This window comes from Pseudacidovorax sp. DMC4, from assembly GCF_056314265.1.
Genome location: NZ_JBQUYR010000002.1, coordinates 599,889 through 611,578, shown reverse-complemented (window position 1 = coordinate 611,578; position 11,690 = coordinate 599,889). Strand labels below are relative to the sequence as shown.

Below are 11,690 nucleotides of genomic sequence, written 5' to 3'. Positions count from 1 at the left end.
TCCTGGGGGATTCGGTGTACCGCCAGCCGCAAGGAATCCAGCATTCATGCGGGGTGGCGGGGTTTTGCAGGGCCGACTAATTGAATCGCTACGCCTCGACTAGTGCCATGGCCCGAGTTGCAAGACGGTCACAGAATTCTTCATTTGCCCGGACCCAAAGCGCCAGAAACGCCCCACGAACGATTGTTTCGGGGACGAAGCCAATGCTTATGCCAATTTGATTAAAAATCAAGTGCGGATCTCGATTGGTATTCGCAACTTCGTCCAGCACCCTGTTAACCAGATTTTGAGCTTCTGGGGCTCGTTGACATGAAACTGCAAGAATAGCGAGATCTTGATTGAGCCTGCTGTAAATATCTTGGAATACGGTGAGTTCCGGCTGAGTCCCGGGAAGCCGGATAATGCCCGCGTCAAAGTCTTCTACTTGTTGGGAATCACCATCTATAACGCATAAAGATTTAAATCTAACCGCCGGATTGCTCATGTGACCACGGTGAGTAGCTACAGCATTCCCATCGCCGTGCACCGCGTGAACTTCGACTTGATCATAATTGGATCCAAGACGCTCACGAAGTATCGCGTCTACCCAAGATTTCGCAAAAACATCCTCCACAAAAATCGCTAATTTTTTATCAACCCTGCCAGAGACTGCACGTAATGCCTCAACCGACAATTTTCCTTGTCTCAGCTTCCCATCAATACAAGCCCAAATCGCCTCATTCGGCAACGGCGAAAGGGCATAATCACTGTGTGTAGTAAATATCGTCTGAATGGATTTACGGCTTGCTACATCAATAAGGTACTCCACCATCCGCTTGGTTGCAACGGGATGCAGACCATTTTCGATTTCCTCGATTAAGATAAGGCTATTCGGCGGAGCCTGCTCGATTTTCGTCGCCATCCTAATAATCGAAGATTCCCCAGCGCCGAAATGAAATTCTGAATATTGGCTTAAACCAGCTCTACCTACAAGAAAGTTATCATCGTGCCCATACTCTGTCACCGATAATCTGCAACAGATTTACCTAATATATGTTCGACCTGTCTAGCTACACCAGTATCAAGGGGCTCTAGTGGAGGGACGTGAACGTATGTGGAACGCATCAACTGCTTATATCGAGTTTTTTCTCCTGCTGGAACAGTACGTTCAATTCCAAAAAAAATAACCTCCCGATCAACAACTTCTCCACGCACCCATTTGGCTTGACGAAAATTTGACGTTCGCTTTATTGTTTGCCGAGGGCTTATTTGCTTGTCTACTAATTCGTACTCAACGCGCCATCCAGACATTGACTCGTCACCCACGGTACTTTTAGGAAAGAAAGTACCAGGCTTGATCGGCTTGTATGCGCAACCTGCGGCACCTAAAACTGCAGATTTTCCACTCCCATTGGGTCCAATTAGCGCAGTGACAGGAAATTCAAAGACAATATCTTCTCCCACAAATCCTCGAATCTTTTCGATACTGGCTTTGATCAAATATTTACCATAATCATGCCTCCGAACTTTCTCCAAAAGCTCTGTCTTGTTTGAGTCTCTGATTTCGCTGTAAATCGCATTCATAATTAATAGACAATTAGATTTAAGTATATTTTTCTATTTGATAAATTAACGGATTATAAATTTACACCATACACATTGGCCTCACTTTATGTTATGGAAAAACTACAGTATTCAATATAAGCATCTCTAAGATTAATTTAAATTTTTCCAGACGAAATTTTCGCGCCTCAGGGTCTGTTCATTTTTAGAAATTCATCGAACCGCGTCAATTCTCTATTTAAGGCGACCTGCATTTCAAGATCCTGAGCTGCCTGAACGTTGATGTAACTCACCACCGTCTCACTACCGTTGCTACCGCCGAGCACATTCCCCCACCCGATCACCCGATCCCCCCACAGCATCGGCAACGCGTAATACCCGAATTGCCGCTGCGCCGGCGGCGTGTACGCCTCGAACTTGTACGTCCAGCCCCAGAGCAGCGTGAAGCGGCGGCGGTCCCAGACGATGGGGTCGAAGGGGGCGAGCAGGCGCAGCTGGTCATCGACGACCCAGCGGCGCGAGCGCGGGTTCTCGTCGGCCGGCCAGTACCACGTCGTACCGTCGAGGGTGGCGCCGGCGAGGTGTTGACGCGCAAGGCGCAGCGCAGCCTGCGTCTGGGCGCTCAGGTGCGGCGCGCCGTAGCCAAGCAGGCGCACGAGGTAGGTCAGGCTGGCCGCCGGCAAGGGGGCATAGGTCCGCACCACCAGATCGATCAGCGCGGCGGCGCGGCGGGCACGGCCGGCCGGGGTTTCGTCGGCCGGCGGGTGCGCAGCGACTTCGTATACGCGCGTGCCGCTGTCGCGGCGTTTCACGCGCAGCAGGCCGCGGTAATGCAGGCCGTCGAGCAGGTGGGTGGCCAGGTTGCCGGCCCCGCCCCAGGGGTTCTGCCGCCGGCCATGCGCGAAGTGCAGTTCGACCTCCCGCGGATGCACGAGGCGGCGCTCACGAACGAAGGCCAGCACATCGTCGGCCTTGCGCTGCGTCTCGGCATCCCAGGGGCGCCTGGGCTCGCGCGGGTGCATCAGCGTGAGGTGCTCCCGCGGCAGGAAGCCGTAGTTGACGAGGCAGTCCTCGTCGATCTGCAGCCGCGGGTAGCGCGCTTCCAGGTCGCCGGCACGGTAGTCGGTGACGCGGTGGCGCAGGATCAGGTCCTGCGCACGGGCCGGCGCGCGGATCGGGTCGGCCTGCACGAAGCCCAGCCGGCGGATGGCCGCCGGCAGCGTGGTCGGCGTGAACAGCGTGCGCGCGACGGCATAGCGGCGAAGATGGTCGAGACTGAGGGCGGCGGCAGGCATCCGGCAGATTCCAGCACACCGCCTCGGGTATGCGCTGGAGCGCGACATGCCACCCGGGCGGGCCTGCCGCCGAGGGAGGAATCAGCCGCCACCCGGCGGCACGCGGAAGTTGGCGCTGATGCGGGCCTCGGCGCGCTCCAGCAGGTCCACCAGCGCGTCGAGCAAGCGGCGCCCTGTGCGCGGCGCGTCAGCGATCTCCTCGCCAACCTTTTCCGCCCCGCTCTTCCAGGCGACCTGCGAGTGCACGGCGCCTGTGCCGACCGTGGCCCTCGTCGGGGAATTGGGCTGTGCGTCGGTGGGGTATTCAGCGGGGTGGGCAGCATCAGGAATCGACATGCCCGGATGCTCCCGCTCCGCCAACCTTGCGTAAAGTTGAATTTACTGAGCATTCACTTCATCATTGCTGATGCGTCAACTCAACCTCGACCAGCTGCAGACGCTGATCGCCATTGCCGACCTGGGCACCTTCGCCGCCGCCGCGCAGGCGCTGCACCTGGCGCCGCCCACGGTCAGCCTGCATGTGAAGGAGCTGGAAAGCTGGCTCGACACCCTGCTCGTCGTCCGTGGACGCCGTCAGGCGGAGCTGACGCCGGCCGGCGCCGTGCTGGTGCAGGAGGGCCGCAAGCTGCTGGCCGCGGGCGACGACCTGGTCGACCGGGTGCGCCGTCGCGCAGCCGGCCGTGCAGGCATGGTGCGGGTGGCCGTCTCGGCGGGCGTGAGCACCCAGTTGCTGCCGCTGATGCTGCAGCAGCTCAATGCCCAGAGCCCGGATATCGAACTGCGGCTGGAAGCCGTCGGCTCCGCCGAAGCCATGCGGCGGCTGAAGGCCGGCACGCTGGACGTCGCGATCGTCGCCAGCCCCCAGCCGGCCGCGCCCGAGGTGCGGCTGCAGCCCTGGCGGCAAGATGCGATGGTGGTGCTGTTGCCCGCTGCCTGGGCACCACCGGAGGCCATCACGCCCGAATGGCTGGCCGGCCGGCGCTGGGCCAGCTTCACGCCGGCCACGCAGATGCACGGGCTGATCGCCGGCTGGTTCGGGCAGGCGGGCCTGAGCCCCCGGCCGTACCTGGCGCTGAGCTATCCCGGTGCCCTCAAGAGCCTGGCCGCCGCCGCGCAGGCCGCGGCCATCCTCCCTTTCGAGGAAGTGGCCGACCTGGCGGACGCGCCCGAGGTATGCATCCGCCCGATGGCGCCGCCGCTGATGCGGCCGATGGCGGTGGCCAGCCGGCATGCTGGCATGGCCGATCCGGCGGTGACGGCGGTGCTGAACGTGATCGACCGGTTCAAGTCCTAGCCGCCGTCACGCGCGCCAAGAGGCGGGGCGTGCCCACGGCTCCCGTCCTCGCCGCCTTCAGCGCCGCCGCACCAGCCAGACCATGGCCACCCCGAGCAACGCACTGCCCAGCCCCTGGCGCGGCGCCATAGCCTCGCCCGAAAGCCATGCGGCCAGCAGCGCAGCCACCAGCGGCTCGACCAGGGTGCCGACGACGGTGGCGGTCGGCGTCAGCCGCCGTGCCGCCCAGGCGAAGAGCAGGTAGCCGGCCGAGGTGGCCAGCACGCCGGTGTAGACCAGCCCCAGCCAGCGGCCCGCCGTGACGGGCCAGGCCAGTCCGGCCGCCACGGCCAGCACGGCGGCGCATGCCGTCGCCATCGTCATGCTCCAGGCCGACGCCGCCACAGCCGGCACCTCGGCTGGCATACGGGCGTTGCCCATCACCACCAGCGCATAGAGGAAAGCCGAAGCGAAGGACCAGGCCAGGCCCACAGCCCAGCCAGTCGGCATCTGCGTCTGCGCCGGCATCACCAGCAGGCCGACGCCCACGAGCGCCAGGGCCAGGCCGACCGTCAGGGCGACCGTCAGCCGCTCGTGGCCGCGCAGCACCGACATCGCCGCGACCAGCACCGGTGCGCAGCAGATCGACACCACGGTCGGCACGGCCGCGCCCAGGTGGGCGATGCCTGCAAACCAGCAACCGACATTGAGCGCCATCGCCGCGCCGGTGGCCAGGATGCCGCCCCGCTGCGCCCACGGCAACCGTTGCCACAGGCCTGCGGGCGATCGCCGCCAATGCCACCACCACAGCAGCGGCAGCCCGAAGCCGAAGCGGGCCAGGGCCAGCGTCCAGGGCGACACGCCGCCCTCGATCAACCATTGCGCCAGCCATGCGCCTATGCCCCACAGGGCGCCCGCCGCCCACACGCCGCCCCACGCCAGGGCGGCAGAACTCGTCGTCTTGTTCATCACGATGCATCCGATGCGCCGGCATCGGGCGGAGCGGGACCGCCTTCGGGTCCGTCCGCGTGCGTGCCGGCAGGAAAGATCCGGCCGCCCGCGCACGCGAAAGCCGCTGTCTCAGGACGAGGCAGCGGCTGCGGTGCGGGAAGGACGGCCCCCGTTCAGGCGCGGACGGCGGGAGGGGGCGAGCGGTGGATGCGGATCATGGCGGCCCGGATCATAGGCCGGCGCCGAGGCGCTGCGAGGCTCAGCGCGGCCGGCGCGCTGCGCGCGGTCCGGGCGCGGCAGCCGGGCTGCGCGGTGCGCCCGGCTTGCCGGCGCCCTTGCCGGCCATGGCGCGACTGCCCGTTTCCCGCGGCGGCAGGCCGGTGTGCTGGGTCAGCACGGTGCCCGGCCGCGGTGCTGCGCCGACGCGGCGGGCGCTGGAGGGCACGGACGCCGACGGCGCCGGCGTCGAGTTCTTGCGCCGCGCGCTCTGGTAGCCGCCATCCGTCGCCGGCTGGAAGGTCGGGATCAGGTGGTGCTTGCCGTTGCCGATCAGGTCGGCGCGGCCCATGGCCTTGAGGGCCTCGCGCAGCAGCGGCCAATTGTTGGGGTCGTGGTAGCGCAGGAAGGCCTTGTGCAGGCGGCGCCGCTTCTCGCCGCGCACGATGTCCACCGATTCCTCGGCCTCGTCGCGCATGGTGCGGCGCACCTTGGTCAGCGTGTTGCGGCCCGAGTGGTACATGGCCGTGGCGGTGGCCATGGGGCTGGGGTAGAAGGTCTGCACTTGGTCGGCGCGGAAGCCGTTCTTCTTGAGCCACAGCGCCAGGCTCATCATGTCCTCGTCGCGCGTGCCGGGGTGGGCAGCGATGAAGTAGGGGATGAGGTACTGCTTCTTGCCCGCCTCGGCGCTGTACTTCTCGAACATGCTCTTGAAGCGGTCGTAGCTGCCGATGCCGGGCTTCATCATCTTGGAGAGCGGGCCCTCCTCCGTGTGCTCGGGCGCGATCTTGAGGTAGCCGCCGACGTGGTGCTGCACCAGCTCCTTGACGTACTCCGGCGACTTCACGGCCAGGTCGTAGCGCAGGCCCGAGCCGATCAGGATCTTCTTGATGCCGCGCAGCGCCCGCGCCCGACGGTAGATCTGGATCAGCGGACCATGGTCGGTGGTGAGGTTCGGGCAGATGCCGGGGTACACGCAGCTGGGCTTGCGGCAGGCGGCCTCGATCTCGGGGCTGCGGCAGCCCAGGCGGTACATGTTGGCGGTCGGGCCGCCCAGGTCGGAGATGACGCCGGTGAAGCCCTCGACCTTGTCGCGGATGTCCTCCACCTCGCGAATGATCGAGTCCTCGCTGCGGCTCTGGATGATGCGGCCCTCGTGCTCGGTGATGGAGCAGAAGGTGCAGCCGCCGAAGCAGCCGCGCATGATGTTCACGCTGAAGCGGATCATCTCCCAGGCCGGGATCTTGGTCGCGCCGTCGTGACGGCCCTGTTCGTCGGCATAGCGCGGATGCGGGCTGCGCGCGTAAGGCAGGTCGAACACGTAGTCCATCTCGGCCGTGGTCAGCGGGATGGGCGGCGGGTTGATCCACACGTCGCGGGCGGTGTTGCCTTCGCCATGGGCCTGCACCAGGGCGCGGGCGTTGCCGGGGTTGGTCTCCAGGTGCAGCACGCGGTTGGCGTGGGCGTAGAGGATGGGGTCGGCCTTGACCTGCTCGTAGCTGGGCAGGCGGATCACGGTCTTCTCGCGCGGCGGGGCCTTGGCTTTCGCGCCCTCGCCCGCTGGGGGAGGGTTGGGGCGGGGGCCCGCGACCTTCGCGGCGAGCGCAGGGTTGGGCACGAAGACCAGCGGCTTCGCCGCACCCCCACCCCTGCCCTCCCCCAGCGGGGGAGGGAGAACAGTCCCGCCGTCGCCGGCCACCGGGCCACGCGATGCGTTGGCTGCATCAGCCACCGCATTCGCCTCATCCTCGCGCGCACAGGTCTGCCCTTGGGCCTTGGCCTGCTCCGACACCATCAGGTAGGGATTCAGGTGCGCGTCCACGCGCCCCGGCTGATCGACCTCGGTGGAGTCGAGCTCGAACCAGCCCTCGGGCGTCTCGCGGCGCACGAAGGCGGTGCCGCGCACGTCGGTGATCTGCTGCACCGGCTCGCGCGCGGCCAGTCGGTGGGCCACCTCGACGATGGCGCGCTCAGCGTTGCCGTACAGCAGCAGGTCGCACTTGCTGTCCACCACGATCGAGCGGCGGACCTTGTCGCTCCAGTAGTCGTAGTGGGCGATGCGGCGCAGGCTGCCTTCGATGCCGCCGAGCACGATGGGCACGTCCGGAAAGGCCTCGCGGCAGCGCTGGCTGTAGACGATGGCGGCGCGGTCGGGGCGCTTGCCGCCGACGTCGCCGGGGGTGTAGGCATCGTCGCTGCGGATCTTCCGGTCGGCGGTGTACCGGTTGATCATCGAATCCATATTGCCGCTGGTGACGCCCCAGAACAGGTTGGGCTTGCCCAGCGCGCGGAAAGGCTCGGCGCTCTGCCAGTCGGGCTGGGCGATGATGCCGACGCGAAAGCCCTGCGCCTCCAGCGTGCGGCCGATGACGGACATGCCGAAGCTCGGATGGTCCACGTACGCGTCGCCCGTCACCACGATGATGTCGCAGCTGTCCCAGCCCAGGGCGGCCATCTCCTCGCGCGAGGTCGGCAGGAACTTCGCCGTGCCGAAGCGCTGCGCCCAGTACTTGCGGTAGCTGGTGATCGGCTTGGCGGCGCGCGCAAAGAAGGAGACGTCGACGGGTGCGTTCATGCGTGGGATGGGTCGGGCGCCGCGGGAGGGCGGCGCTGCGCTGCGATGCTGCGTTCGGGAACCGCGCTGGCGCCCGGGCGGAAAGAAGGCGACGATTTTAAGGGCCGGGGCCTTCTCCCCTCATCCCGAAGGGAAGCCGCGCGAGCGGGACACGGGCCACCCCTAGAATCCGCGCCCGTCGTGCGCCGCCTTTTCTTCATCCTCCTGCTGGTCCTGATGCCGCTTCAGTTCAGCGTTGCTGCGCTGAAGGCCTACTGCCCGCACGAGGCCGGCGGCACGGCGCACCTGGGCCACCACGAGCACCAGCATTTCGACGTCGCCGACAACGACGACGAGCCGGGCACGCCACCCGCGCTGGGCCACCTGGACTGCGGTCACTGTCACGCGCACTGCATTGCGCTGGCCACCGCGATCGCGCCCGAGGCCCCGGCCATTCCCAAGGCCGAATTGCGCGAAGGCGCCGCCGCCCCGCTGGCGGTGCGCGCGCTGGCCCCACCCGAACGGCCCCAATGGCCTGGCCTTGCCTGACCGGCAAGGCCTGCAGCTTCACCCCCTTCCCTTCCGCCTGACGCGCCTGGCGCGCCAGTGACACGCTGCATGCGCGCGCCCCCCGCCGGGGGCGCGTGCGGCCTGCCGGTCTCCCTCGCACATCGATTTGCCTTGGAGAACTGGAATGCCCTTCACACCCCCTTGGCCGTGGCGTTTGTCGCCCCGGCCCCACCCTGCCTGGCGGCCGTGGCTCGCGCTGACGCTTGGGCTTCTGCTGGCGCCCTCGGCGCTGGCCCAACCGCCGGCGCTGCCGGCCCCCGTCGCCCCCGCGGCACCCGGTCCGCTGCGGCAGGCCTTCGACCAGGCCTGGGCGCGCCAGCCCGAAGCCCGCGCGCTGGCGGCGCGCCAGCAGGCGGCCGAGGCCGGCCAGCGCGCCGCGTCGGCCTGGACGCCCGAGCCGATGGCGCTCGAATTCACCCACCGCACCGACCGGGCCAACGCCAACGACGGCCAGCGCGAGTGGGAGGCCGGCCTGGCGATCCCGCTCTGGCGGCCGGGCGAGCGCAGCCGCGACCAGGCCGTGGCGCAGGCCGAAGCGGCCGCCGTGTCCGTGCGCGAGCAGGCTGCACGGCTGCGGCTGGCCGGCGCGCTGCGCGAGGCCTGGTGGCCCTGGGCCCGCGGCCGCATCGAGCAGCAGGTGGCCGATGCCCAACTGGCCCATGCCCGCACCCTGGCCGCCGACGTGGAACGCCGCTGGCGCGCGGGCGACCTGGCGCGCAGCGACTTGCTGCAGGCGCAGGGCACGGTGGCTGCCGCCCGCGCGGTGCAGGCCGAGGCCGCGCGCGCGGCGGTGGAAGCCGCGCTCCGTTGGCAGGCGCTGACGGGCGCAACCGCAGGCGCTTCCGGCGCAGCGTTACCGCAGGCCGGTATGGGACGGGCGGCCATCCCCGCCGAATCGGCTCCGGCCGACCGGCGAGGCGAGGTGGCGTCCAGTTCCAAGCCGACCGGCGGCACCGCCGGGTCCGAAGCTGGGCCTGCGCGCCAAGTCGACGACATCGGCGCCGAGGCAGAGCCCGAGCCGCTTGCAGGAGCCCAGCCGGCCACCGCCGCCCACCCCGCCCTGGCCGAACTCGCCCAGCGCCTCGCCATCGCCCGTGCCCAGGCCGAGCTGGCGGCCCGCCAGGGCGCCGGCAACCCGGAGCTGACGCTGGGCACCACCCGCGAGCGCGGCAGCGCCGACGAGCCGGCGCGCAGCACCCTCAACGTGGGCCTGCGCATTCCCTTCGGCGCAAGCGCGCGGCAGGAGGCTCGCCAGGCCACGGCCCTGGCCGAGGCCATCGAGCTGGAGGCGCAGTGGCGGCTGGAGGAAAGCCGCCTCGCCGCCGAACAGCAGGCCGCCCGGGCCCGCGTGGACGCGGCCCGCATCCGCCTGGCCGCCGCCGAGGAGCGCGACGCCCTCGCCAGCCAGACCCTGGGCCTGATCGAGAAGTCCTTCCGCCTCGGCGAATCCGACCTGCCCACGCGCCTGCGCACCACGCAGGAAGCCGGCGACGCCGCCCGCCAGCTGGCCGCCAGCCGCATCGAGCTGGCGGCCGCCATCTCGCAATGGCGCCAGGCCCTGGGCCTGCTGCCCGAATGACAACCCGACACCCGACCCTCCCATGAACTTCCAATTCCTTGCAGGCACCGCGCTGGCCCTGGCCGCCGCCATCTTCCTGCCCGCCGCGCTGGCCGACGAAGGCCACAGCCACGACGCGGCCCCCGCCGCACCGGCCGCAGCCGCCCTGCCCCGCTTCGCCCTCGAATCCGAGGCCTTCGAGCTGGTCGGCGTGCGCCTGGGCCATGAACTCACGCTCTACCTGGACCGCCATGCCGACAACCAGCCCGTGAACGACGCCCGCATCGCGCTGCGCATCGGGGAAAAGGATTTCGTCGCCGAGCCGCACGGCGAAGGCACGTACGAAGCCGAACTGGACGAGGCCACGGCCGAGGCCACCGGTGAACTGCCGCTGCTCGCCCGCCTGAGCGTGGGCGACACGCGCGACGAGCTGCATGGCGAATGGCACATCGAGGCTGCCGATGGCCATGGCCACGACGCCGACGCCACCCCCGCCTGGCGCCGCCTGCTGCCCTGGGGCGCCGCAGCCCTTGTCATTTTCCTCGCCGCAGCCGCCTGGCTGCTGCGCCGCCGTCCCGCCCACGGAGCCGCTGCATGAACCGCCTTCCTTCTTCTGTCCCGCGGCAGCTCATCGCCACGCTCGCCCTCCTGTTCGCCCTGGCCCTGCCCACCGGCGCCCTGGCCGACGCCGGCCACGACCACGGCGGTACACCGCCGGCCGCGGCGGCCAACGGCCCGCAGCGCCTGGCGGACGGCAGCGTCTTCCTGCCCAAGCCCAGCCAGCGACAGCTGGCGGTGCGCACCGTCGTCACCACCCTCGCCGCGCTGCCGCGCAGCATCGAGCTGGACGGCCGCGTGGTGAGCGATCCGCAGAGCGGCGGCAAGGTGCAGGCGCTGGTCGGCGGCCGCATCGAGCCCGGCCCGCGCGGCCTTCCCGAGCCCGGCCAGGCCGTGCGCAAGGGCGAGGTGCTGGCCTGGGTGCAACCGGCCGCCGCGCCGCTGGAGCGGGCCGCGCAGGCCGCCCAGCTGGCCGAGCTGCGGGCCGCCGGCACGCTGGCCGAAAAGCGCCTGGCGCGCCTGCGCGAGCTGGCCGACACCGTGCCCCGCAAGGAGATCGAGGCGCTCGAAAGCGAAGTGGCCGCCGCCCGCCAGCGGGCCGGGGCCATCGGCGCCGGCCTGTCGGGCCGCGATGCGCTGGTCGCGCCGACCACGGGCGTCATTGCGTCCTCCTCCGTCGTAGCTGGCCAGGTGGTCGACGCGCGCGAGCTGGTGTTCGAGATCGTCGACCCGGCGCGCCTGCGCATCGAGGCCCTGGCCTACGACCCGGCGCTCACCAGCGACATCGGCGGCGCCTCGCTCGCCGTCGGCGGCACGCAGGTGCCGCTGCAGTTCGTGGGCGCCGCCCGCGCGCTGCGCGACCAGGCCTTGCCGCTGGCCTTCCGCGCCGAGGGCGCTGCGCTTTCGACGCTGGCCGTGGGGCAGCCCGTTCGGCTACAGGTGCACAGCCGCAGCACGCACGAGGTGATCGCCGTGCCCCGCGCCGCGCTGATGCGCAACGCCGCCAACGAGACCATCGTCTGGGTCAAGACGGCGCCGGAGCGCTTCGCCCCGCGCACCGTCACCACCGCGCCGCTGGACGGCCTGCGCGTGGCCCTGAGCTCGGGCGTCGCGCCCGGCGAGCGCGTCGTCACCGACGGCGCCACGCTCATCAACCAGATCCGCTGAGGCCGC

11 protein-coding genes are annotated in these 11,690 nt (G+C 68.5%); 5 read left to right on the top strand and 6 right to left on the bottom strand.

Going from position 1 to position 11,690, the window contains the following annotated elements; translation table 11 throughout:
• Positions 1-88: 88 nt before the first annotated feature.
• The 4 genes from ACT54X_RS06550 to ACT54X_RS06535 all read right to left on the bottom strand — a co-directional run bounded on the left by ACT54X_RS06550 (position 89) and on the right by ACT54X_RS06535 (position 3,173).
• Positions 89-1,003 (bottom strand): AAA family ATPase, encoded by a 915-nt coding sequence (locus ACT54X_RS06550; protein WP_476345645.1) that lies wholly within the window; start codon positions 1,001-1,003, stop codon positions 89-91.
• Positions 1,000-1,563 (bottom strand): AAA family ATPase, encoded by a 564-nt coding sequence (locus tag ACT54X_RS06545; protein ID WP_476345643.1) that lies wholly within the window; start codon positions 1,561-1,563, stop codon positions 1,000-1,002. The genes ACT54X_RS06550 and ACT54X_RS06545 overlap by 4 nt, the downstream gene beginning before the upstream one ends.
• Before the next feature lie 167 nt (positions 1,564-1,730).
• Entirely contained in the window at positions 1,731-2,837 is a 1,107-nt protein-coding gene (locus ACT54X_RS06540) for a DNA glycosylase AlkZ-like family protein (RefSeq protein ID WP_476345641.1), read from the bottom strand.
• Between the two features lie 81 nt (positions 2,838-2,918).
• Positions 2,919-3,173 carry a hypothetical protein gene (locus tag ACT54X_RS06535; RefSeq protein WP_294365547.1) on the bottom strand — a complete coding sequence of 85 codons (255 nt, stop codon included), beginning with the start codon at positions 3,171-3,173 and terminating at the stop codon, positions 2,919-2,921.
• A 70-nt stretch (positions 3,174-3,243) separates the two neighbouring features.
• Between ACT54X_RS06535 and ACT54X_RS06530 the strand changes: the two genes are divergently transcribed.
• Positions 3,244-4,131 carry a LysR family transcriptional regulator gene (locus tag ACT54X_RS06530; RefSeq protein ID WP_354320506.1) on the top strand — a complete coding sequence of 296 codons (888 nt, stop codon included), beginning with the start codon at positions 3,244-3,246 and terminating at the stop codon, positions 4,129-4,131.
• Positions 4,132-4,188: 57 nt separating this feature from the next.
• Here ACT54X_RS06530 and ACT54X_RS06525 read toward each other — a convergent pair whose 3' ends face one another.
• Together ACT54X_RS06525 and ACT54X_RS06520 are read right to left on the bottom strand one after the other, a co-directional pair.
• Positions 4,189-5,079 (bottom strand): DMT family transporter, encoded by an 891-nt coding sequence (locus tag ACT54X_RS06525; protein ID WP_476345638.1) that lies wholly within the window; start codon positions 5,077-5,079, stop codon positions 4,189-4,191.
• 241 nt (positions 5,080-5,320) lie between these two features.
• The gene (locus tag ACT54X_RS06520) at positions 5,321-7,852 is read right to left on the bottom strand and encodes a YgiQ family radical SAM protein (RefSeq protein ID WP_476345636.1); all 2,532 of its coding nucleotides are present in this window, start codon (positions 7,850-7,852) and stop codon (positions 5,321-5,323) included.
• 180 nt (positions 7,853-8,032) lie between these two features.
• Here ACT54X_RS06520 and ACT54X_RS06515 point away from each other — a divergent pair, with 180 nt between their 5' ends.
• The 4 genes from ACT54X_RS06515 to ACT54X_RS06500 all read left to right on the top strand — a co-directional run bounded on the left by ACT54X_RS06515 (position 8,033) and on the right by ACT54X_RS06500 (position 11,684).
• A complete protein-coding gene (locus ACT54X_RS06515) occupies positions 8,033-8,380 on the top strand; it encodes a hypothetical protein (RefSeq protein ID WP_476345634.1) in 348 nt (115 codons plus the stop codon).
• A gap of 145 nt (positions 8,381-8,525) precedes the next feature.
• Entirely contained in the window at positions 8,526-9,980 is a 1,455-nt protein-coding gene (locus ACT54X_RS06510) for a TolC family protein (protein ID WP_476345632.1), read from the top strand.
• Between the two features lie 22 nt (positions 9,981-10,002).
• Positions 10,003-10,557 carry a hypothetical protein gene (locus tag ACT54X_RS06505; RefSeq protein ID WP_476345630.1) on the top strand — a complete coding sequence of 185 codons (555 nt, stop codon included), beginning with the start codon at positions 10,003-10,005 and terminating at the stop codon, positions 10,555-10,557.
• Complete coding sequence (locus tag ACT54X_RS06500) at positions 10,554-11,684, top strand: efflux RND transporter periplasmic adaptor subunit (RefSeq protein ID WP_476345629.1); 1,131 nt, start codon at positions 10,554-10,556, stop codon at positions 11,682-11,684. Before ACT54X_RS06505 ends, ACT54X_RS06500 begins: the two co-directional genes overlap by 4 nt.
• Positions 11,685-11,690 lie beyond the last annotated feature (6 nt).

What these genes read in the sequence shown, in the direction of transcription:
- ACT54X_RS06545 (WP_476345643.1), bottom strand. Translation starts at nt 1,563, where the DNA reads ATGAATGCGATTTACAGCGAAATCAGAGACTCAAACAAGACAGAGCTT.
- ACT54X_RS06540 (WP_476345641.1), bottom strand. Translation starts at nt 2,837, where the DNA reads ATGCCTGCCGCCGCCCTCAGTCTCGACCATCTTCGCCGCTATGCCGTC.
- ACT54X_RS06535 (WP_294365547.1), bottom strand. Translation starts at nt 3,173, where the DNA reads ATGTCGATTCCTGATGCTGCCCACCCCGCTGAATACCCCACCGACGCA.
- ACT54X_RS06530 (WP_354320506.1), top strand. Translation starts at nt 3,244, where the DNA reads ATGCGTCAACTCAACCTCGACCAGCTGCAGACGCTGATCGCCATTGCC.
- ACT54X_RS06525 (WP_476345638.1), bottom strand. Translation starts at nt 5,079, where the DNA reads ATGAACAAGACGACGAGTTCTGCCGCCCTGGCGTGGGGCGGCGTGTGG.
- ACT54X_RS06520 (WP_476345636.1), bottom strand. Translation starts at nt 7,852, where the DNA reads ATGAACGCACCCGTCGACGTCTCCTTCTTTGCGCGCGCCGCCAAGCCG.
- ACT54X_RS06510 (WP_476345632.1), top strand. Translation starts at nt 8,526, where the DNA reads ATGCCCTTCACACCCCCTTGGCCGTGGCGTTTGTCGCCCCGGCCCCAC.
- ACT54X_RS06505 (WP_476345630.1), top strand. Translation starts at nt 10,003, where the DNA reads ATGAACTTCCAATTCCTTGCAGGCACCGCGCTGGCCCTGGCCGCCGCC.
- ACT54X_RS06500 (WP_476345629.1), top strand. Translation starts at nt 10,554, where the DNA reads ATGAACCGCCTTCCTTCTTCTGTCCCGCGGCAGCTCATCGCCACGCTC.